Below are 21,101 nucleotides of genomic sequence, written 5' to 3'. Positions count from 1 at the left end.
GCCGCCAGACATGAATGCCGCGATTGTTCGGCTCTATTGGATGAAGGCGACCTTCATCCAATAGAGCCGAACGAAGTAGGCAATCATCCGCAGGGGGCGGCGGTCAGCGGAAGACGGAGCGGCGCTGGACGAGCAGGCGGTAGAGCGCCTGCTGGATCGACTCGCGGACCTGGTCGGTGATGTTGAAGACCAGCATCGGGTCGTCGGCCGCGCCGTCCGGGTAGTGGTCGGTCCTGATCGGCTCGCCGAACTCGATGATCCACTTGCTCGGCAGCGGCACGAGGCCGAGCGGCCCGAGCCAGGGGAACGTGGGCGTGATCGGGAAGTACGGCAGCCCGAAGAGCCGGGCGAGGGTCTTGGCGTCCCCGAGGATCGGGTAGATCTCCTCGGCTCCGACGATCGCGCACGGGATGATCGGCGTACGCGTGCGCAGCGCCGTCGCCACGAAGCCGCCACGGCCGAAGCGCTGCAGCTTGTAGCGCTCGGAGTACGGCTTGCCGATCCCCTTGAAGCCCTCGGGCCACACGCCGACGATCTCGCCGGTCGACAGCAGCCGCTCGGCGTCCGGGTTGCACGCCAGCGTCGCGCCGGACTTGCGCGCGATCTCGCCCATGAACGGCGTCTGGAAGACGAGGTTCGCCCCGAGCATGCGCAGCTTGCGGTGCGCGGGGTGGTGGTCGTGCAGCGCGAGCTGGGTCATCAACGAGTCGAGCGCGATCGTGCCGGAGTGGTTGGCGACGACGAGCGCGCCGCCGACCGAGGGCACGTTCTCGATGCCGCGCGTCTCCACGCGGAACCACTTCTCGTAGAGCGGGCGCAGCGGCGCCATGAAGACGCGGTCGGTCAGCTCGGCGTCGAAGCCGAAGTCGTCGAGCTCGTACTCGCCGGTGACGCGGCGGCGCAGGAAGTCGAGCCACTCGGCGATGTTCTCGTCGAGCCGCGTCGGGGAGCCGTCGACGTCGTGCGCGTCGTCGTCGACCGGCGGGGCCTGCGGCGGCGGCTCCGTGGCGGCCACGCGCCGCTTGGTCTTCGGGCGCGGACCGGTGGCGCCGGCCTGCCGGGCGGCGCGGGACGCCGCCTTGCGGGCGCCGTCGTCGCCGCCGATGGGGATGACCGTGGCATCAGGCACGACCGGGTGCCTCCTCCCGGAGCCGCGCGGCGAGCCGCGCCTCGGACAGCGTCGAGGTGCCGAGCGCGTGCGCGAGACCGCGCTCGATCGCCTCGGCCTGGTGCTTGGGCAGCTGGTGGTCGAGGCCGCGGTCGTGCACGAACTCCACGAACGCGTCCTGGGTGGAGTAGACCGGCGTGAAGCCCAGGACCTCGCGCATGCGCGTCGTGTCGAGGCCGCGGCCGTAGGTCAGGAACTTGATCTGCTCCGGCGAGAAGTCGGCGAGCCCCGCGCGACGGAACCAGCCGCCCACGATGCCCACGAGAGGCGTCGGCACGGGCAGCACGGTCTTGCCCGCCAGGCGCAGGGCCTGGCTCAGCATGAGGATGCCGTCGCCTGCGACGTTGAAGATCCCGGGCTTGTCGCCGAGCACCGCGATGCGGATCGCCTCGAGGCCGTCGTCCTCGTGGACGAACTGCAGCCGCGCGTCGTGGCCGAGCACCGTCGGCACGACCGGGAGCCCGAAGTACGCCGCCATCGGGGTGTCGACCTTGGGGCCGATGAAGTTGGCGAAGCGCAGCGTGCTGACCGTCACGTCGGGGCGGCGGCGAGCGAAGCCGCGGACGTACGACTCGACCTCGACCGAGTCCTTGGCCCACCCCGAGCGCGGCTGGCTCTTGGGCTCGGTGTCCTCGGTGAACAGCGCCGGGTCCTTCGGGCCCGCGCCGTAGATCGACGACGTCGACTTCACGACGAGCTTGCTGACGCCCTCGGCCTTCTGGCACGCGGCGAGCAGCTGCATCGTGCCGATGACGTTGATCTCCTTCATCGACACGCGGCCGCCAGCCTGCACCGGCGTCGAGATGACGCCCATGTGCACCACGGTGTCGACGCCGGCGGCAGCGATGACCTTGCCGATGATCGGGTTGCGGATGTCGGCGCGCACGAACTCCGCGCCACCGATGTCCGAGCGCGGCGGGATGACGTCGACGCCGACCACGCGGTCGATCGCGGGGTCGTGCGACAGGATCCGCGCCATGCGGCTGCCGAGGTGGCGCGAGACGCCCGTGACCAGGACGACGCGTGGCATGGGGCCTCCCTCCGGCTCCGTGGCTACCCGTCGGTAGCACCCACCCCATCCTGCCTCACCGGGGCCTCCCCGCGCAGGGCCGGAACCGGCGCCGCGCAGGAAGCGGCATCCCGGGCAGCACGACGGGCGGGGACCCGGAGGTCCCCGCCCGTCGAGAGCTGTACGCGCTACTTCTTGTTACGACGCTGAACGCGCGTCTTCTTGAGCAGCTTGCGGTGCTTCTTCTTCGCCATGCGCTTGCGGCGCTTCTTGATCACGGAGCCCATGGGCCGACCTCACTGTTCCGGACTGCGGCGCCGATCCCGGTCACCACGAAGGAGATGGCGCACGGGGTGCCGCGCGCGACCGGGCCCTACCCTACCTGCCGCGACCGGATGCCCGTGCCGGGCTCCCGCCGGGCAGCGGGAGGACCGGTCAGGCGGTCTCGACGAAGGAGTCGCGCAGGTAGTCGTGCACGGCCTGCTCCGGCACGCGGAAGGACCGTCCGACGCGCACGGCCGGCAGCTCGCCGTTGTGCACGAGGCGGTAGACGGTCATCTTCGAGACGCGCATGACGGTGGCCACCTCGGCCACGGTCAGGAAACGGACCTCGGACAGAGGTCGGTCGGTGCCAGCCATGGTTCTTCCCTCAAGCAGCACGTGGCGGGACCGGCTTCCCCACCGCACCCGCGACGACACGCGCTGTCACTCTCTGAGGCGAGGGTAGTGGCGGACGGGACTCATGGGGAAGGTGTGACGGAAGTCCAGACGGCGAGCATCACCCGGACGGGTCAGGGCCGCCCGCGCGGCGCGCTTGACCAGCGCCCGATGTACGCCGTCGCCGCAGGTCAGAGGCCTGCGGTCAGAAGCCGTGGTACGGGTCTGCGTTGAGCCCGTGCCAGGGGAAGACGGCCTCACGGGTGCGCAGCACCGCGGCGTCGATAGCGTCCGCCGGGTCGTAGCCCGACTCCCAGGAGCGGACGCGAGGCGTCCGTCCGTCGGTCATGAGGGCCGGCGTCGGCACCTTGAGCCGCTCCTCGACGAAGTCGCGCCAGACCGCCGGCAGCGGCGTCTCGGGCGGCACCGGGGCGCCCACGACCTCGCCGATGAGGTGCGACCACGCCCGGGGGACGACGTCGACCCAGGAGTAGCCGCCTCCGCCGAGCGCCACCCAGCGGCCGTCGCAGAGCTCGTGCGCGAGGGCGTGCAGCGCGGCGTACGACATGCGCTGGCCGTCCACGGACAGCTCGAGGTGCGCGAGCGGGTCCTCCGAGTGCGAGTCGCAGCCCTGCTGCGTGACGAGGAACTGGGGTCGGAAGCTGCGCAGCAGCTGCGGCACGACGCCGTCGAAGGCGCGCAGCCAGCCGTCGTCGCCGGTGTGCGGCGGCAGGGCGACGTTGACCGCCGAGCCGAGCGCGTTCGGGCCGCCGACCTCGCTCGGGAACCCGGTGCCCGGGAAGAGCGCGCGGCCCGACTCGTGCACCGACACCGTGAGCACGCGCGGGTCGTCCCAGAACGCCGCCTGCACGCCGTCGCCGTGGTGGACGTCGACGTCGACGTACGCCACGCGCTCGACGCCCTGGTCGAGCAGCCACTGGATGCCGACGGCGATGTCGTTGTACACGCAGAACCCCGACGCCGCCCCGGGCATCGCGTGGTGCAGGCCGCCGGCGAGGTTGACCGCGTGCAGGTAGTCCCCCGAGTGCACGGCCTGCACCGCAGCCAGCGTGGCTCCGCAGACCGCGCGCGACGCCTCGTGCATCCCCGTGAACGTCGGCACGTCGTCGGTGCCGAGCCCGCGGTGCAGCTCCACGTGCGACGGATCGGCCGACGACCGCTTCACCGCCGCGAGGTACTCCGGGTCGTGCACCGTGAGCAGCGCGTCGTCGTCGATCTCGACCGGGCCGATCACGGTGACGCCGTCGCCGTCGACGAGACCCAGGTCGCGCGCGAGCCGCATCGCCAGCTGCACCCGGATCGGTGCGAGCGGGTGCCCGACGCCGAAGTCGTACCGCGCGAGACCGTCGTCCCAGACGACGGCCGCGGTGCCGGTCACTGGCCCGAGGCGAGCTCGTGGCTGCGATCGCGCGCCGCCTCGAGCGCGGAGATGAAGGCGGCGCGCACCTTGTGGTCGTCGAGGGTGCGCAGAGCCGCCACCGTGGTGCCGCCCGGCGAGGTGACGTTCTCGCGCAGCACGCTCGGGTGGTCGCCCGTCTCGCGCAGCATGGTGGCCGCGCCGTACAGCGTCTGTACGACGAGCTCCGTGGCGGTGGTGCGCGGCAGCCCGAGGAACACGCCCGCCTCGATCATCGCCTCGGTGACGTAGAAGATGTACGCCGGCCCGGAGCCGCTGATGGCCGTGACCGCGTCCTGGTGCTTCTCGGCCACCTGCACGACCTTGCCGACGGCCGACAGCAGCGACTCGGCGTGCGCCAGGTGCTCGTCGTCGCAATGGGCGCCGGCGGAGATCGCCGCCATCCCCTGGTCGACGAGGGCCGGCGTGTTGGGCATGACGCGGACCACCGGCGTGCCGGCGGGCAGCCGCTGCTCGAGGAACTCGGTCGTGATGCCGGCGGCGAGGGACACGACGAGGGCGCCCGGCTTCACCGAGCCGGCGATCTCGTCGACCACGGCGCCCATGTCCTGCGGCTTCACGACGAGCACGACGGTGTCTGCCTTCTCGACCGCCTCGACGTTGCCGATGACCTCGACGCCGTACTTCGCGCGCAGCTCGGCAGCGCGGTCCGGGCGGCGCTCGGCGACGACGAGGTCTCCGGGGGCGCGGCCGGCGCGCAGGAGCCCGGACAGCAGGGTCTCCCCCATGACGCCTGCGCCGATGACGGCGACGAGTCCCATGATGGTCAGCCCTTCGAGGTGAGTGCACGCGCGAGCAGGGTCAGGTTGGCAGGTCGCTCCGCGAGCCGGCGCACCAGGTAGCCGTACCACTCGTCGCCGTACGGGACGTAGACGCGCATGCGGTTGCCCTCGGCCGCGAGCCGCAGCTGCTCGTCCGTGCGGACGCCGTACAGCATCTGGTACTCGAACGAGCTCGGCGCGCGGTCGTTGCGGATCGCGAGCGCCTCGACGATGTCGACCAGGCGTGGGTCGTGGGTGGCGAACATCGGGTAGCCGTCGCCCTGGATCAGGATCTTCGCGCAGCGCACGTAGGCCTTGTCGACCTCAGCGCGGTCCTGGTAGGCCACGTTCTCCGGCTCGCGGTACGCGCCCTTGCACAGGCGGATGCGCGAACCGGCGCCGGCGAGGTCGCGGCAGTCGGCCTCGGTGCGTCGCAGGTAGGCCTGCAGCACGCCGCCCACCCACGGGAAGTCCGCACGCAGGTCGCGCAGGGCGCCCAGGGTCAGGTCGGTGGTGGTGTGGTCCTCCATGTCGAGGGTGACCGTGGTGCCGACCTCGGCCGCCTTCGCGCAGATGTCGCGGGCGAACTCGAGCGCGATCTTCTCGCCGTCGCCGGGGAGCGCCTGCCCGACGGCCGACAGCTTCACCGACACCTCTGCAGAGGCCGCGAGGCCGGCGGCGGAGAGCGCGTGGAGCAGCACCAGGTAGGCGTCGCGCGTGGCCTCGGCCTGCGCCCGGTCGGTGGTGTCCTCGCCCAGCCGGTCGATCGTGACGAGCCGCCCCGACCCCACGAGGTCGGACGTGGCCCGCACTGCATCCTCGGTGCGCTCGCCCGCCACGAAGCGGTCCACCAGCGCACGGGCGGGCGCCGCCTCGCTCGCGAGCTGCTGGAGCTTCTCGTTGCGCGACGCGGACAGCAGCAGGCTGCGCAGCACCGTCGTCTCCTCACCTGCGACCGACGTCGGCCGCCCTCTCCGTCAGGCTACTCGGAGCAGGGCGGCCGACGCCGTGGTGATCGACCCCGGTCGGCGGCCGGGGGCCTGGATGCCGTGAGCGGTCAGCGGCTGTCGCGCTTGGCCTGACGACGCGCGCCGGCCGCGAGGGTCGAGGCGTTCTTCTTCGCAACTGCCGAGGAGTCGCTGCGGGTGCGCTTCGTCGCGGGGCTCGCTGCTGCCTTGCGCCCGGTCGCCGGAGCCTTGGCGACCGCGGGGGCGCCCTCACCGCGGGCTGCCGCGATCCGCTCCGCCTTGAGCTCGGCCGCGGTACGGCGCGCTGCGGCGGCGAGCGCCGTGCTCACGTTCGCGAGGGCGACCTCGAAGGCCTCGGCCTTGGCCCGGGCGGCGGAGTTCTGCTGGCTGGCCTTGCCGCGACCGCCCTTGGCGGGCACCTTGCTCGCGCCGCCGCGGCGGTACTGGCCCGTGTACTTGTTGCGGGCGCGACGGATGCGGTCGTGCAGCGCGACGAGGCCGTCCTCGTCGAGCTTCGCGAGCTCGGCCTTCTCGGTCTCGAGGACCAGCAGACGCTCGGACTCGTTCAGGACAGCGAGCATTCCCTTGTTCACGACGTACCCCTCAGGCATCGGATGCGCTGGCCTCGTGGCCACAGGCCCACCTTGCCGCACGCGCCACGCGGCCGCCACGCGTCGCACGGGTCAGCGCCCGGACGACTGCGCCTTCGTCGGCTCGGTCGGGGTCGTGAGCGCCGCCTGCACGGCCGGCGCGACGAGGGCGACGATCTCGTCCTCCGTCGCGGAGGCGAGCGGCTCGATCCTCAGGACGTAGCGCATGCTCGCGATCCCGAGGAGGTACGACGTAGCGAGCGACACGCGCATCCGCGCGTCCGGGACGCCGAGCACCGTGACGACACGGTCGACGACGGCGCTCTCGAGGTACTCGCGCAGGGACGCCGTGGCCTTCGAGGCGCCCGCGCCCGCGCGCACCATCTCGGCGAGCTGGTCGCGCGTCTCGGGGTCGTCCAGCATGCGCAGCGTGATGCGGACGAGGCGCTCGCCGAGCCCGTCGATCCCGGGCGCGAGCAGCTGCGCGATCGACGTCGACGGGTCGAACGGCAGCCGCATCGCAGCGGCGAACAGCTGCTCGCGGTTGCGGTAGTAGCGCATCGCGACATCGGGGGCCACGCCTGCCGCGGCGGCCACCCCCTTGATGGTGGTGCCGAGGTAGCCGCGCTTGTCGTACGCGGCGCGAGCAGCGTCGAGCAGGATCTTGGAGACGTCGTCGGACGAGCTCATGGCAGCACCTCCCGGGCCACGGCGGGCACGAAATCCTCCGCGACGCCCGACAGATGGTGCCGGGCGAAGGCGAGCGACTCGGCCAGGTCGATCTCGCGCTGCTCCCGGGTCGTCGCCTTGCGCGTGCTGATCTCGACGACCACCTGGCCGTCGAACCCGCGCTCGGCGAGACCGCGCAGCACCTCGCCGCAGGGCTGGTTGCCGCGCCCGGGCACGAGGTGCTCGTCGCGGGTCGAGCCCGAGCCGTCGGCGAGGTGCAGGTGCACGAGACGCTCGCCGAGGTCGTCGGCCATCTCCAGCGCGTCGCTCTGCGACACCGAGGTGTGCGAGAGGTCGAGCGTGGTGTGCAGGTAGTCGTCGTTGCGGACGTCCCAGTCGGGCAGGTAGGCCATGAACTCCCGGCTCGCCGCCTTCCAGGGGTACATGTTCTCGACCGCGAAGCGGACGTCGGTCTCGCTCTGCATCGACTCGATGCCGGCCACGAAGTCGCGCGCGTAGTCGCGCTGCCAGCGGAACGGCGGGTGCACCACCACCGTCTCGGCCCCCAGCAGCTCCGCGGCGGCCTGGGCCCGCTGCAGCTTCGGCCACGGCTCGGTGCCCCAGACCCGCTGGCTGACGAGCAGGCAGGGCGCGTGGATCGACGTGATCGCGATGCCGTAGTGGTCGCGCAGGCGCAGCAGCGCGTTGGCGTCCTGGCTCACGGCGTCGGTGAGCACCATGACCTCGAGGCCGTCGTAGCCGAGGCGCGCGGCCATCTCGAAGGCGGCCGCGGTCGACTCGGGGTACGTCGACGCGGTCGACAGGGTGACCACGGGGGTCCGAGGCTGCGCAGCGCTCACGTGCCCATCCTCACCCGGCGGGCGCCAGGTCTCCACCCGCAGCCTGCCGACCCCTGATCACGAAGGCGTGCAGCAGGCTCACGATCGTGGCTCCGACGATGCCGATCGCGAGGGCGGCGAGGCCGTCGTGGTCGGGCGCCCACGACATCTGGAAAAGGTTCGAGAGCCAGGGGATGTAGAGGACGCCGACGAAGCCGATGAGCATCGCGCCGCAGATGCCGAGGCGGATCGCGTCCCATGGCTTGGCGACCTGCATGAGGATCCACCACGCCACGATGAACAGGGTGGTGACGGCCGCGGTGCGCGCGGTGTCGACGTCGCCGTCGTTGACGTTGAGGACGTAGCCGTAGGTGGCGTACGCCGACAGCGCGCACACGAGGCCGCACGGGATGGCGAACACGAGCACGCGCCCGAAGAACCCCGGGCGGAAGCGCTCGGTGTTCGGGAGCAGCGCCAGGAAGAACGCCGGGACGCCGATGGTGAGCGCCGTGACGATGGTGAGGTGCCTGTTGAGGAACGGGAACGGCAGCGTCAGCAGGATCGTCGCGAGCGAGACGACCATCGCGTAGAAGCTCTTGGACAGGAACAGCTGGGCGACGCGCTCCACGTTGCCGAGCACCCGGCGGCCCTCGGCCACGACCGACGGCATGACGGCGAAGCGGTCGTCGAGCAGCACGATCTGCGCCACCGCGCGGGTTGCGCCGGCACCGGAGCCCATGGCGATGCCGAGGTCGGCGTCCTTGAGCGCGAGGCAGTCGTTGACCCCGTCGCCGGTCATCGCGACGACGTGGCCGCGGCTCTGCAGGGCGCCGACCATCGCGCGCTTCTGCGCCGGCGTGACCCGGCCGAAGACGCTGTGGGTCTCGAGGATCTCGGCGAGCGACTCCTGGTCGTCCGGAAGGTCGCGGGCGTCGACGGGGGTGTCGGCGCCCGGGACGCCGGCCTGCGCGGCGATCGCCCCGACGGTGACGGCGTTGTCGCCGCTGATCACCTTCATCTTCACGTTCTGCTCGAGGAAGTACGCGACCGTCTCGGCGGCGTCCGAGCGCAGCGTCTGGTTGATGACGACGAGCGCCGCGGGAGACAGGTCGCCGGCACCGTCGTCCGAGCTGGGCTCGCCGGCCGAGGACGCGAGGACGAGGACGCGCGCTCCCCCCTGGGCGAGGCCGTCGGCCTGCGTGCGTACCGGGTCGCCGTCGGGCAGCAGCATCTCGGGGGCGCCGAGCACCCAGGCTCCGCGGTCGCCGAACGTCGCCGACGACCACTTGCGCGAGCTGGAGAACGGCACGGTGGCGGTGACCGTCCAGCCCTCGGTGGCCGGGTACTTCGCCGCGATCGCGACGAGGGTCTGGTTGGGCTCGGGCTCGCTGGCACCGAGCGCGCCGAGGGCGTCGGCGACGGGCAGCGAGTCGTCGATCGTGACCACCTGCTGCACGGCCATGCCGGGCTCGGTGAGCGTGCCGGTCTTGTCGACGCAGACGACGTCGACCCGGGCGAGCACCTCGACGGCGGGCATGTCCTGGACGAGCGCCTTCTTCTGCGCGAGCCGGATGACCGAGACGGCCATCGCGACGCTCGTCAGCAGCACCAGGCCCTCGGGCACCATCGTGATGACGCCGGGCACCGTTCCCGCGATCGAGGCGCGGATGTCGCCGTCGTTCGCGCGGTACTGCGAGATGAAGAGGAAGAACCCGACGGGCACCAGGAACCAGGACACGACCTTGATGAAGCGCTGGATCGAGTAGCGCAGCTCGGACCGCGTGACCGAGAACTTGCTCGCCTCGTCGGCGATCTTCGACGCGTAGGAGTCGTGGCCGACGCGCGTCGCACGCACCACCCCGGAGCCCGCGACGACGAACGAGCCCGACAGCACGTCGTCGCCGATCTCCTTCGCGACCGGGTCGGCCTCGCCGGTGAGCAGGGACTCGTCGAGCTCGAGGCCGTTGGACTCCAGAACCACGGAGTCGACGAGCATCTGGTCGCCCGTGCGTAGCAGGATCACGTCGTCGAGCACGAGGTCGTGCGTGGCGATCTCGGCATCGACGCCGTCGCGCCGCACGGTCGGCTGCTGCAGGCCGACGAGGGAAAGCTTCGCGAGGGTCCGGGCCGCGCGGTACTCCTGGATGATGCCGATCGCGGTGTTGACCACGATCACGAGGCCGAACAGCGAGTCGATGAGCGGCGCGCTCACGAGCATCAGGACCCAGAAGAACCCGATGAGCGCGTTGAAGTACGTGAACGTGTTGGCGCGGACGATGTCGCCGAGGCTGCGCGCGTTGCGGTCCTTGACGGCGTTGACGCGGCCGGTCGCCACGCGCTCCGCGACCTCTGCCGCGGAGAGCCCGCGAGCGGGGTCGACCACCTCGCGGGTCGGCGCCGTCATCCCGCGGCCCGCTGCGCGCCATCGGTCGCCGTCGTCGCGGCACCGGTGGCGGCGCCGTCGACGTACGACGGTGCGACGGACGGCTGCGTCACCGGTCGAGCCCGTCGAGCAGCTCGAGGATGATGCCCTCGCGCAGGGCCCACGGACCGATCTCGAGCGCATCGAGCCCGAGGAGGTCCATCGCCGACTCCGCGACCAGCGCGCCGGCCAGGAGCTGCGGGGCGCGGCCAGGGCTGACCCCGTGCAGTGCGGCGCGTTCCCTGGCCGTCATCGACGCCAGCTTGGGGACCCAGGTGCGCAGGTCGTCGCGCGCGAGCAGCCGCTGCACGAACGGGCCCTCGCTGGACGGCGCCGACCCCATGATCCGGGCGAGCGACCGGAAGGTCTTGCTCGTGGCGACGACGTGGCGCGGCTCGCCGGCGCGGGCGAGCGTGCCCGTGACCTCGGCGATCGTCGCGCGCGTGTGCCTGCGCAGGGCCTTGATCTCCTCGGGCCGGGCGGGGTCGTGCGCGAGGTAGGCCCGGGTGAGACGGCCGGCGCCCAGCGGCAGCGAGACGGCGACGTCGGGGGTCTCGTCGGAACCCAGCGCGATCTCGAGCGAGCCGCCGCCGATGTCGAGCACGAGCAGGCGGCCGGACGACCAGCCGAACCACCGGCGCACGGCGAGGAAGGTGAGCCGGGCCTCGTCGGCACCGGACAGCACCTGCAGGTCGACGCCGGTGCGCTCGAGGACGAGTCGCAGGACGTCCTCGCCGTTCGTCGCCTCGCGGATCGCCGAGGTGGCGAAGGCGTGCATCTGGGTGACGCCGAGGTCCTCGGCCACCTCCTGCGCCGAGCGGACGAACTCGACGAGCCGGTCGACGCCTGCGTCGGTGATGCGCTCGTCGGGGTCGATGAGCTCGGCGAGCCGGAGCTCGACCTTGTGCGAGTGCGCCGGCAGCGGGGCAGCACCGTGGTGCGCGTCCACCACCAGGAGGTGGACGGTGTTCGAACCGACGTCGAGGACTCCGAGGCGCACGGCCCGAGCCTAGGCGGCGCACGCCTGGGCGGGGACACGCCCCGCGCAATCGCACCGATTGTTCACCCCTCGCGGACGATTCCCGTGTGCGATGAAGGGATGGGCCCCCACCGGGCGACGATGGGCGAAGCCCTCGCCCGGGAGGGGACTTCGCTGCTCAGAGCGCAAGAACCCGGCCTGCATAGCCCCGGCCGGCCAGCCAGGGGGCCGCGTACAGCGGCCGTGGCGTTGCGCCAACCGTGCCGCCCTGGGTCGGCGTACGGCGCGAGGGCGAGGCCCCGGCGTACGTCTCGTCGCGGCGTCGGAACGGCGCCCAGGCACGTGCGGTCCGCGGCCACGGCCTAGGGTTGCGGCGTGGCTGGTGGAGGCAAGAAGAAGAGCGGTCCGGTCGACGTCGTCATCGGACGCGGCGACGAGGTGCCGCTGGACTTCCCACGCGCGTGGATCGAGTTCCCCGACCCGGCGGACGCCGACGGCACCACCGTCTACCGCTGCGACCTCACCTGGCTCACGAGCCGATGGACGTGCATCTACGGCAGCGGCTGCCACGGCATCGACGCGACCAAGCCGGACGACGGCTGCTGCGTCCTCGGCGCGCACTTCTCGGACAAGGACGACGAGAAGCGCATGAAGAAGTACGCCGCGATGCTCACGCCCGAGACGTGGCAGTACGAGAAGACCGGCCGCAAGAAGGGCGTCGTCGAGAGGGACGAGGACGGCCAGCGCAAGACGCGCGTGGTCGACGGCGCGTGCGTGTTCCTCAACCGCAAGGGCTTCGAGGGTGGCGAGGGGTGCTCGCTGCACAGCCTCGCCCTGCGCATCGGGAAGCAGCCGCTCGAGGTGAAGCCCGACGTGTGCTGGCAGCTGCCGGTACGCCGCACCTTCCAGCACGTCGAGCGCACCGACGGCACGCAGATCCTGCTCGTGCAGATCTTCGAGTACGACCGTCGCGGCTGGGGCCCGGGCGGCCACGACCTCGACTGGTACTGCAGCGGCTCGACCGAGGCGCATGTCGCGCCCGAGCCGGTCTACGTCACCGAGCGGGGCACGCTGATCGAGCTCATGGGCCAGCCGGCGTACGACGTCCTCGAGGCGCACTGCGAGGCGCGCATGGCCGCCCTCACCGCCGCGCGCAAGGTCGCCGCCCGCCAGCGCACCCCCGCCGAGCGCGCCGCCGCCCTCCTCCCCTTCGCCCCCCATCCCGCCGACCCCGAATAGCCCTCGATCGTTTGCGATGAAGGGATGGGCCCCCGCCGGGCGACGATGGCCGGAGGCCTCGCCCGGTAGGGGACTTCATCCAATAGAGCCGAACAATCCCGGCAACCACGTCCAGCGCCGCGGCCGTTGTCCTCGGGCGTCCGTACAGTCGTGCCATGGCTCGACGGCGTACGACGGATCAGCGGACGAGGGCGCTCGCGATGCCGCTCGAGCTGCCCGGCGCCACGCTGACCCACCCGTTCGGCGACGACGTGAACGTGTACAAGGTCGGTATCGCCACAGCGACCGACGTCGGCACCGGGCGCCACGCCGGCGGCAAGCTCTTCGCGATGATCGGCCTGTGGGGCGACCCCGGCATCGTCACGCTCAAGGTCGAACCCGAGGTCGGGCCCACGCTGATCGCTGAGCATCCGGCGATCGAGCCCGGCTACCACATGAACAAGCGGCACTGGATCTCCGTCACGCTCGACGGATCGGTGCCCGACGACGTCCTGCGCGAGCTCGTCGAGGACTCGTACGACCTGGTCGTCTCGACGCTGACGGCGCGCCAGCGGTTCGACGTCGACCCCGACCGGTTCCCGCTGCCTCGCCGTACGCGCTAGGCCGTCACGCGGCGGGCGACGAGGGTCGCACGACAACGGTCGGCACCCAGCCGAGACGCGACGACTGCGTACGGCAGAACTCGTCGACGACGTCGTCCGGTTGCCGCGTGATGCGGCTCGGCGGCGAGTGCAGGACTCCGAGCCCGGCAGCGGTCATGCGGCCGTGGCGCAGCATCGTGGCCTCCCAGCTCTGGACCGAGAAGTGATGCTCGCGGCTGTCGACCTCGAGCGCGGTGCCGGTGAGCGGGTCGTAGGCATCGGGCGAGCAGAGGAAGCTGCCGTCGGGCAGGTAGAGCATCGGGTTGTAGAGCAGCCCGGTCACGCCGCGGGATTCGAAGATCCGCCGTACGTCGCCCTCCGGGACGGAGCGCACGCCGGCGAACACCTCCTCGAGCGCGAGGCGGGCGAAACGAGATCCGCGGATCTGGCCGCGGATCCGCTCGTCTGATAGCGCCTCGGGCGTCGTGATCCCCCGCTGCACCACCTCGAAGATGAGCGCCCGGACGTCGTCCTCCACAGTGCACGCGCGGGCAGCGTCCATCGCTGCACGAGCAGGTGGCGCGGCGAGGACGAGGCCGAGGCTCCTCGGCTCCGGGAGCCAGAGAGTCCGCTCGATGCGCACGAACTCGCGGCTCGAACGCTTGCGCTCGTGGGGCACCAGAACCAGTGCCCACTGGTCACCACCGAACGAGCGGCGCCTGGCCGCGCGTACGCCGTACAGCTCCAACGCCCGGGCACCGCTCAGCATGGATCCGAACCCGCCGCAGAGGAGCGACGCGAGGTTCTCCTGATCACGCGTGAGCGGGCCAGAGCCCTCGAACCTGTGGACCCCCGGAAGGACCCAGCTGAACATTCCGCCCACCTGCTCGGACCACGCGATCGTCGACCGCGGAACCGACAGGCTGGTCAGTTGGGCACTGGTGATGAGTCCGAGCTGACGCGCCGCGACCAGGCGTACGGCGTCCTTGCTCCACTCGGCGCGGCGAGGCATGCCCTCAGGCTCCACGCCGCCTGGAACCGCGGCCAGGATGAATGCGGGGGCTGTGGATAACGCCGTCCGTGATGGGAAGGATTGTTCGGCTCTATTGGATGAAGGTCGCCTTCATCCGGAACCGAGGGTCGACGGGGTCGGGGTGGGGTCGGTGGGGGTCCGTAGGGTGCGGGGCATGGCGAAGGTGCGGCTGCCGGGGTTCCGGTGCACGGAGTGCGGGTGGACGTCGCCCAAGTGGGTCGGCCGCTGCGGCGAGTGCCAGGCGTGGGGCACGGTGGCCGAGGTGTCGGCGCCAACGTCGGCGTCGGGGCTCAAGGCCCGCACGGACGGCGTGGCCCCCACGCGTGCGGCCCGACCCGTCAGCCAGATCGCCGAGCAGGAGGTCGTCCGCTCCTCCAGCGGCATCGGCGAGTTCGACCGCGTCCTCGGCGGCGGCCTCGTCCCCGGCCAGGTCGTGCTCGTCGCGGGCGAGCCGGGCGTCGGCAAGTCCACGCTGCTGCTCGCCGTGGGCCACCACGTCGCCGAGCGCCTCGCCGAGCCCGGCGGCACGGACGCGGGGCGCAGCGCCTCCTCGGCGGCCTCCGGCGGCACCGCGACGGCGGGCGAGTGGGACGCCGGCGTCACCGGCGGGCGCAGCACCGTGCTGTACGTCTCGGGCGAGGAGTCGGTCGAGCAGATCGGCGTCAGGGCCCGGCGCATCGGCGCCGACTCCGAGCGCCTGCTGCTCGCCGACGAGAACGACCTCGCCACCCTCCTCGGCCACATCGAGGAGCACGATCCCGCGCTGATCATCGTCGACTCGGTGCAGACCATCGCCAGCGCCGACGTCGAGGGCCGCGCCGGCGGCGTCTCGCAGGTCGTCGAGGTCACCCAGGTGCTGAGCCGGGTCGCGAAGTCCCGCCGTACGCCGATGCTCATCGTCGGCCAGTCGACCAAGGACAGCAGCATCGCCGGGCCCCGCGCCCTCGAGCACCTCGTCGACACCGTCCTCACCTTCGAGGGCGACCGCCACACCGCGCTGCGCCTGCTGCGCGCGGTGAAGAACCGCTACGGCCCGGCCGACGAGATCGTCTGCTTCGAGCAGGCCGAGGACGGCCTGCGCGAGGTCACCGACCCCAGCGACCTGTTCCGCGAGCACCGCGACAAGCCCGTCCCCGGCGTCTGCGTCACGGTCACGATGGAGGGCCGGCGCCCGATGCTGGCCGAGGTGCAGTCGCTCGTCACCAACGCCGCCACCCCCAACCCCCGTCGCGGCGTCAGCGGGCTCGACGCCGCCCGGGTCTCCATGCTCATCGCGGTCACCGAGCGCTCGGTACGCCGACCCATCTCCGACAAGGAGGTGTACGTCGCCACCGTCGGCGGGGCCAAGCTCTCGGACCCTGCCTGCGACCTCGCGGTCTGCCTCGCGATCGCGTCGGCGAGCCTCGACCGCGCGCTGCACGGCGACGTGCTCGCGATCGGCGAGGTCGCCCTGTCGGGCGACGTGCGACCCGTGCCGTTCCTCGCCCAGCGCGTGGCCGAGGCGCGCCGCCTGGGCTTCGAGCGGATCCTCGTCCCCCGCGGCACCAGGGCCAAGCTGCCGCCGGATGCCCGCGGCGCCCTCGACGGCGCACGCATCACCGAGGTGCACCACCTCGAGGACGCGTTCGCGATGCTGCGCCACCTCTCCGTCGTCTGACCGACCAGCAGCGCGCAACGCGGGCTCGCACGTCTCGAGAACGTATCGGCGCGACCCGGAGCGGCACCCGCTCGCCGCGCGTCGCTAGAGTGGCGGCGCCCGGGAGCCGCAGCCAGCGCGTGAACCCACGAGCCCGGGCGCGAGACGCAGGGGGCCGACGGTGGCGAGCGAGAAGCGCGACGAGGTCGACCTCGCCCTGCGGGCGGCGATCGCCGCGGTGGCCCCGGGAACGGTCCTGCGCGACGGCCTCGAGCGCATCCTGCGCGGTCGCACCGGCGGGCTCGTCGTCCTCGGCCACGACCGCACCATCGAGGCGATGGCATCCGGCGGCTTCTCCCTCGACATCGAGTTCTCGGCGCAGCGCCTGCGCGAGCTCGCGAAGATGGACGGCGCGGTCATCTGCGACCGCGAGGGCACCCGCCTGCTGCGCGCCGCGGTCCAGCTCCTGCCCGACCCCACGATCCCCACCGACGAGCAGGGCACCCGCCACCGCACCGCCGACCGCGTCTCCAAGCAGGCCGGCTTCCCCGTCGTGAGCGTCAGCAAGTCCATGAACACGATCGCCCTGTACGTGGCCGGTCGCCGCCACGTGCTCGAGGACTCCGGCCAGATCCTGTCGCGCGCCAACCAGGCCCTCGCCACCCTCGAGCGCTACAAGATGCGCCTCGACGAGGTCAGCGGCACCCTCTCGGCGCTCGAGATCGAGGACCTCGTCACCGTCCGCGACGTCTGCGCGGTGGCCCAGCGGCTCGAGATGGTCCGGCGCATCTCGGCGGAGATCTCCGACTACCTCGTCGAGCTCGGCACCGACGGCCGCCTGCTCTCGCTGCAGCTCATCGAGCTCATCGCCGGCGTCGACATCGACCGCCAGCTCGTGATCCGCGACTACCTCCCGGCTCCCACGAGCAAGAAGTCGGCCCGCACCCTCGAGACGGCGCTCGACGACCTCGACGCGCTGACCGCCACCGAGCTCCTCGACCTCACGACGGTCGCCCGCGCGATCGGATTCCCGACCGCGCCCGAGGTGCTCGACCAGGCCGTCAGCCCGCGCGGCTTCCGCCTGCTCGCCCGCGTGCCGCGCCTGCCCGAGGTCGTGCTCGACCGCCTCGTCGACCACTTCGGCGGGCTCCAGCGCCTGCTGGCCGCGAGCATCGACGACCTGCAGGCCGTCGAGGGCGTGGGCGAAACGCGCGCCCGCTCGATCCGCGAGGGCCTCAGCCGGCTCGCGGAGTCCAGCATCCTCGAGCGCTACGTCTGACGCACCGACGGCTCAGGTCGTCACGGGGTGGTCGTCGGGGGCGGGCACCTGACCGTAGGTCACGTCGCGCAGCCCGAGCGCCCGCTCCATCACCCCGCGGCGGTCCGCCGCAGCCAGCGACGTTCCGAGCGCCACGCCCACGAGGGCGATCCCGATCAGCGCACCCCCGGTGTCGTGCCGTACGGCGAGCACCGCGAGCACCACGACACCGAGCACGAGCGGCCGCAGCGCACGCCGAGGCCATGACGCCACGGCGCCCGTGCCGTCGAGCACGCGCAGCTCCGCCCACTTCCACACGAGGCCGCTGCCCCCGCCGGCCGTGATCATCAGGGTCCCCACGAGCAGGGCGAGGCCGAGGCAGAGCCACGACGCCCAGGAGTCCCACTGCACGCCCAGGGGGTTGCTCGCATCCGCGCGCATCGCGACGGGCGACACCAGCAGCATCGTGACGACGAGGGTGGCGACGAAGGACAGCCCGAACACGGCGATCGAGACCGCCCAGGCGAACGCGATGGCGCCGCGGCCAGGCACGACGTCGCCCACCACGGTCCGTCGGTACGACGACATGTGCGCGACCTGCCCCTCCGGGCCCCCTGCCCGCCACAGCCAGGATGTCGGACCCGTGGCGCCGATGCACGGGCTTCGCCGCGGCTCAGGCCTCGGCGCCGAGCACCGGCGACCCGAGCGGTGGCTCGCCGGCCCGCGCACCGCCGGTCTCGATCGCCGCGGCGTCGGGCATCGCGACCACGACGACCGGGTCGCCGCCGCCGGCCGGGCGCACGATCCCGCGCGTCCACGACGGCAGCGTCTCGGGCACCTCGTCGGTCTCGGGCACGAGCTCGCCCGCAGCGGTCACCCGCACCACACGGTCGACGACGAGGCCCGCGTGCCGCCGGTAGACCGGCAGCAGCACATCGCCGGGGCACGACCGATCGGTGCGCAGGTCGACCACCGGCACCGAGCGTCCCCGCACGTCGACGAGCGCGACGGCCAAGCCGTAGCCGGGCCGGTCGATCTCGGGCAGGAGGTCGAGCCGCGGCGCACGGGTGATCTCGTGGACGTCGCCCACGGCGACGGCGAAGGTCGTGGCACCGACCGCGAACAGCACGTGGCCGCCGTCGCCGCTCACCGGCGTGCGCGGGCCGGGCTCGACGGCAGCGGGCGCCGGGGCTGGAGCCGCGGAACGGCGCGCGGCCGACGGCGTCGGTGCAGCGGTGAACAGGGACACGCTCACCCCTCCTCGACAGCCCGCCGGTCGCACTCGTCGGCGAGGCGGCGGCTCAGCGTCACGAGCTGGACGACGTCGCAGCCGTCGAGCAGGTCGACGAGCTCGCTCTCCGACGTGCTCGGCAGGGAGACGGCCGCGGCGCGGTACTCGCGCGCGGCGGCGGCGTGCTCGCCGCAGCGCGACAGCGCTCCGGCCAGCGCGAAGCGGGCGTGCCCGAGCTCGGGCGACAGGTAGACCGCCTTGCGCAGGGCCACGAGCGAGCCGGCGTCGTCGCCGACGGTCGCGCGGGCGCGTCCCTCGACGAGGTACGCGTCGACCTCGAACGGGCTCGCCGTCGCGGCCGCAGCCGCCAGACGCGCGGCCTCGCCGTACCTCGTCTGCTCCATCGCCTCGCGGGCGAGGCGCAGCAGGTCGGTGGCGAGGTCGGGGTCCGGGACGTGGTCGAGCTCGTCGCGCGAGTGCGGCCGCGGGGGCGCGACGCGGGGCGCCGGCAGCGGACGCCGGGGGCGCGGCTCCGGCTCGGGCTCGGGCTCAGGCACGCGGACGACCGGCACGTCCTTGCGGTAGGCGAACGCGTCCCCGAGGGTCACGAGCGTGAACGCGTCGGTCACCTGCCACAGCGTCTCGGCGTGGCCGAGCACCAGGTAGCCGCCGGCGCCGAGCACTCCGTGGAAGCGTCCGACGAGGTCGCGGGTCGTGTCGCGCGCGAAGTAGATGGTGACGTTGCGGCACACGACGAGGTCGACCTCGCCGTGCTCGAACGGCGGCTGGTCGGTCACGAGGTTGTGCAGCCGTACGTCGACGAGCGCACGGACCTCGGGCGACACCTCGAAGGCACCGCCCACGCCCGGCGCGAAGAACCGCTCGAGCCGCTCCGGCTCGACGAGGGCGAGGGAGCGTCCGGCGTACCTTCCCCGCACGGTCGCGCTGACCGCGGCGGAGGAGAGGTCGGTGGCCACGATGCGGATCTCGGGCGCCTCGGGCAGCGTCTCGGCCACCTCGAGCGCGAGCATCGCGAGCGAGTATGGCTCCTCGCCGCTCGAGCAGCCTGCGCTCCAGATCGTCAGCGCGCGGCCGCGGGCGACGGCGCGGCGCATGAGCTCGGGCAGCAGACGGTGCTGCAGCGCGTGCATCTGCGGCGGGTTCCGGAAGAAGTGCGTCTCGGGGATCGTGACCTCGTCGAGGAGGCGCTGCCGCTCGTCGGCGCCCGTCGGTGCGCTGACCCGCGCGAGGTAGGCACCGAGGTCGGCTGCACCGGTCGCGGCGATGCGGTCGGAGACGATCCCGGCGATGGCCGGACGACGACTGCGGTCGAACACCAGGCCGGCCGTCCGCGAGAGGAACTCGGCGAGGGCCAGGTGCTCGGAGTCGGTGAGCTCACGGCTCGGGGCGACTGTGGTCATCTCACACCGCCTCCGGGACGGCGAGCCGCGCGACGGCGTCGAGCACAGCCGCGGCGATCTCGGGGAGCGGCAGCTCGACCGAGGCCGCGTCGACCGCGAGCGCAGCGGCCGGCATGCCCCACACGGCGCTGGTGCTCTCGTCCTGGGCGATCGTGAACGCACCGACCCGCCGCATCGCGAGCAGGCCGGTTGCGCCGTCACGCCCCATGCCCGTGAGCAGGACGCCGACGGCGCGGTCGCGGCACACCTCGGCGACCGAGCGGAAGGTGCGGTCGACCTCGGGCACGTGCAGCTGCGAGGGGCGCGCCGGCTCCACCCGGATGCGCAGGGAGCTCTCGACGACCAGGTTGCCGTCGCTCGGGGCGACCACGACATGGCCGGGGCGCAGGCGGTCGCCGGAGAGGGCGACGGAGACGGGCAGCGGCACCACGCCGTCGAGCCAGCCGGCGAGGCCCTCGACGAACCCCTCGGCCATGTGCTGGACGACGACCACCGGTGCCGGGAAGTCGGGCGGCAGCGATCCGAGGAGGGAGGCGAGGGCGGGCGGTCCGCCCGTGGAGGCGCCGATGACGACCACCGGCGTACGGCGGAAGGCGCCGTGCTGGACCGGCGCAGGCGAGACGCCGTCCGAGGCGAGACCGCGGTCGCGGAGCTTGCCGCGCGGGTGGGTGATGACCCGGACCCGGCTGGCGACGCTGAGATGACGTCCGAGCACACGGGCGAAGGCGCCGGGCCCGAGGTGCTCGGCGGTCGGAGCCACGACGTCCACCGCCCCGGCGGCGAGCGCGACGTCGGCCTGCTGCGACGCGGGGCCGATGAGCACGATCGGCGTGGGGCAGCGCGCCATGACGCGCTCGACCACCTCGAGGCCACCGACCCCGAGCGCGAGGTCGAGCAGAACCGTGTCCGGGCCGAGGGTGCCGACGAGGGTCACGGCGTCCTCGGCCGTCTTCGCCGCGCCCAGGACCTCGACGCCCGACATCTGCAGGAGGTGGCTGAGGCGGGCGAGCCGCACATGCGTGCCCGCGACGACGACGGTCGAGACCCGACGCTCCGGGATGGCCGGCGCGCCGACGTCGGACGCGGTCATCGACACGCGACCCCCTCCCGCTGCGCAGCCTCGCGGAACCGGTCGTCCCGGTCCTCTGAGGGAGGCATCGTCAGGAAGTCGCAGGTCCTTGACCCGTACGGGGGAAGGAACT

Annotated in this window: 21 protein-coding genes; 4 read left to right on the top strand and 17 right to left on the bottom strand. The window is 72.7% G+C overall.

Going from position 1 to position 21,101, the window contains the following annotated elements:
• Positions 1-103: 103 nt before the first annotated feature.
• The 12 genes from ACFQGU_RS04385 to ACFQGU_RS04330 all read right to left on the bottom strand — a co-directional run bounded on the left by ACFQGU_RS04385 (position 104) and on the right by ACFQGU_RS04330 (position 11,521).
• Positions 104-1,129, bottom strand: coding sequence for a lysophospholipid acyltransferase family protein (locus ACFQGU_RS04385; RefSeq protein WP_386764145.1), 1,026 nt, complete (start codon positions 1,127-1,129; stop codon positions 104-106).
• On the bottom strand, positions 1,122-2,198 hold the full coding sequence (locus ACFQGU_RS04380) for an NAD-dependent epimerase/dehydratase family protein (protein ID WP_386764144.1): 1,077 nt from the start codon (positions 2,196-2,198) through the stop codon (positions 1,122-1,124). Before ACFQGU_RS04380 ends, ACFQGU_RS04385 begins: the two co-directional genes overlap by 8 nt.
• Positions 2,199-2,365: 167 nt before the next feature.
• Positions 2,366-2,464 carry a 30S ribosomal protein bS22 gene (locus ACFQGU_RS04375; RefSeq protein ID WP_012854759.1) on the bottom strand — a complete coding sequence of 33 codons (99 nt, stop codon included), beginning with the start codon at positions 2,462-2,464 and terminating at the stop codon, positions 2,366-2,368.
• A gap of 148 nt (positions 2,465-2,612) precedes the next feature.
• Complete coding sequence (locus tag ACFQGU_RS04370) at positions 2,613-2,816, bottom strand: helix-turn-helix domain-containing protein (protein WP_386764143.1); 204 nt, start codon at positions 2,814-2,816, stop codon at positions 2,613-2,615.
• Between the two features lie 223 nt (positions 2,817-3,039).
• Positions 3,040-4,233, bottom strand: a complete 1,194-nt coding sequence (locus ACFQGU_RS04365; RefSeq protein WP_386764142.1) for an acetoin utilization protein AcuC — start codon at positions 4,231-4,233, stop codon at positions 3,040-3,042.
• Positions 4,230-5,033 carry a pyrroline-5-carboxylate reductase gene (proC, locus tag ACFQGU_RS04360; protein WP_386764141.1) on the bottom strand — a complete coding sequence of 268 codons (804 nt, stop codon included), beginning with the start codon at positions 5,031-5,033 and terminating at the stop codon, positions 4,230-4,232. The genes ACFQGU_RS04365 and proC overlap by 4 nt, the downstream gene beginning before the upstream one ends.
• Before the next feature lie 5 nt (positions 5,034-5,038).
• Positions 5,039-5,968 carry a proline dehydrogenase family protein gene (locus ACFQGU_RS04355; protein ID WP_386764140.1) on the bottom strand — a complete coding sequence of 310 codons (930 nt, stop codon included), beginning with the start codon at positions 5,966-5,968 and terminating at the stop codon, positions 5,039-5,041.
• 122 nt (positions 5,969-6,090) lie between these two features.
• The gene (locus tag ACFQGU_RS04350; RefSeq protein WP_386764139.1) at positions 6,091-6,594 is read right to left on the bottom strand and encodes a hypothetical protein; all 504 of its coding nucleotides are present in this window, start codon (positions 6,592-6,594) and stop codon (positions 6,091-6,093) included.
• 90 nt (positions 6,595-6,684) lie between these two features.
• Positions 6,685-7,281, bottom strand: a complete 597-nt coding sequence (locus ACFQGU_RS04345) for a TetR/AcrR family transcriptional regulator (protein WP_386764138.1) — start codon at positions 7,279-7,281, stop codon at positions 6,685-6,687.
• Complete coding sequence (locus tag ACFQGU_RS04340) at positions 7,278-8,120, bottom strand: sugar phosphate isomerase/epimerase family protein (protein WP_386764137.1); 843 nt, start codon at positions 8,118-8,120, stop codon at positions 7,278-7,280. The genes ACFQGU_RS04345 and ACFQGU_RS04340 overlap by 4 nt, the downstream gene beginning before the upstream one ends.
• Before the next feature lie 10 nt (positions 8,121-8,130).
• Positions 8,131-10,503 (bottom strand): HAD-IC family P-type ATPase, encoded by a 2,373-nt coding sequence (locus tag ACFQGU_RS04335; RefSeq protein WP_386764136.1) that lies wholly within the window; start codon positions 10,501-10,503, stop codon positions 8,131-8,133.
• A gap of 88 nt (positions 10,504-10,591) precedes the next feature.
• Positions 10,592-11,521: a Ppx/GppA phosphatase family protein gene (locus ACFQGU_RS04330; protein WP_386764135.1), complete on the bottom strand. Its 930-nt coding sequence runs from the start codon at positions 11,519-11,521 to the stop codon at positions 10,592-10,594.
• Between the two features lie 354 nt (positions 11,522-11,875).
• Here ACFQGU_RS04330 and ACFQGU_RS04325 point away from each other — a divergent pair, with 354 nt between their 5' ends.
• Both ACFQGU_RS04325 and ACFQGU_RS04320 read left to right on the top strand, forming a co-directional pair.
• Positions 11,876-12,739 carry a hypothetical protein gene (locus ACFQGU_RS04325; protein WP_386764134.1) on the top strand — a complete coding sequence of 288 codons (864 nt, stop codon included), beginning with the start codon at positions 11,876-11,878 and terminating at the stop codon, positions 12,737-12,739.
• 155 nt (positions 12,740-12,894) lie between these two features.
• The gene (locus ACFQGU_RS04320) at positions 12,895-13,341 is read left to right on the top strand and encodes an MmcQ/YjbR family DNA-binding protein (RefSeq protein ID WP_386764133.1); all 447 of its coding nucleotides are present in this window, start codon (positions 12,895-12,897) and stop codon (positions 13,339-13,341) included.
• A 4-nt stretch (positions 13,342-13,345) separates the two neighbouring features.
• Here ACFQGU_RS04320 and ACFQGU_RS04315 read toward each other — a convergent pair whose 3' ends face one another.
• Positions 13,346-14,332, bottom strand: a complete 987-nt coding sequence (locus tag ACFQGU_RS04315; protein ID WP_386764132.1) for a hypothetical protein — start codon at positions 14,330-14,332, stop codon at positions 13,346-13,348.
• Positions 14,333-14,507: 175 nt separating this feature from the next.
• Here ACFQGU_RS04315 and ACFQGU_RS04310 point away from each other — a divergent pair, with 175 nt between their 5' ends.
• Both ACFQGU_RS04310 and disA read left to right on the top strand, forming a co-directional pair.
• Positions 14,508-16,010 (top strand): DNA repair protein RadA, encoded by a 1,503-nt coding sequence (locus tag ACFQGU_RS04310; RefSeq protein WP_386764131.1) that lies wholly within the window; start codon positions 14,508-14,510, stop codon positions 16,008-16,010.
• A gap of 160 nt (positions 16,011-16,170) precedes the next feature.
• Positions 16,171-17,268, top strand: a complete 1,098-nt coding sequence (gene disA, locus ACFQGU_RS04305) for a DNA integrity scanning diadenylate cyclase DisA (protein ID WP_386764130.1) — start codon at positions 16,171-16,173, stop codon at positions 17,266-17,268.
• A gap of 12 nt (positions 17,269-17,280) precedes the next feature.
• Here disA and ACFQGU_RS04300 read toward each other — a convergent pair whose 3' ends face one another.
• The 4 genes from ACFQGU_RS04300 to ACFQGU_RS04285 all read right to left on the bottom strand — a co-directional run bounded on the left by ACFQGU_RS04300 (position 17,281) and on the right by ACFQGU_RS04285 (position 20,989).
• Complete coding sequence (locus ACFQGU_RS04300; protein WP_386764129.1) at positions 17,281-17,835, bottom strand: hypothetical protein; 555 nt, start codon at positions 17,833-17,835, stop codon at positions 17,281-17,283.
• An 85-nt stretch (positions 17,836-17,920) separates the two neighbouring features.
• Complete coding sequence (locus tag ACFQGU_RS04295; protein ID WP_386764128.1) at positions 17,921-18,496, bottom strand: chemotaxis protein CheW; 576 nt, start codon at positions 18,494-18,496, stop codon at positions 17,921-17,923.
• A gap of 2 nt (positions 18,497-18,498) precedes the next feature.
• Entirely contained in the window at positions 18,499-19,899 is a 1,401-nt protein-coding gene (locus tag ACFQGU_RS04290; RefSeq protein ID WP_386764127.1) for a CheR family methyltransferase, read from the bottom strand.
• 1 nt (position 19,900) lies between these two features.
• On the bottom strand, positions 19,901-20,989 hold the full coding sequence (locus ACFQGU_RS04285; RefSeq protein WP_386768144.1) for a chemotaxis protein CheB: 1,089 nt from the start codon (positions 20,987-20,989) through the stop codon (positions 19,901-19,903).
• Positions 20,990-21,101: the final 112 nt, after the last annotated feature.

Source organism: Longivirga aurantiaca (genome assembly GCF_042660085.1).
Taxonomy (GTDB): domain Bacteria; phylum Actinomycetota; class Actinomycetes; order S36-B12; family CAIYMF01; genus Longivirga; species Longivirga aurantiaca.
Note: the sequence above shows the minus strand (reverse complement) of the source record. Positions and strands in the feature narration are given on the sequence as shown.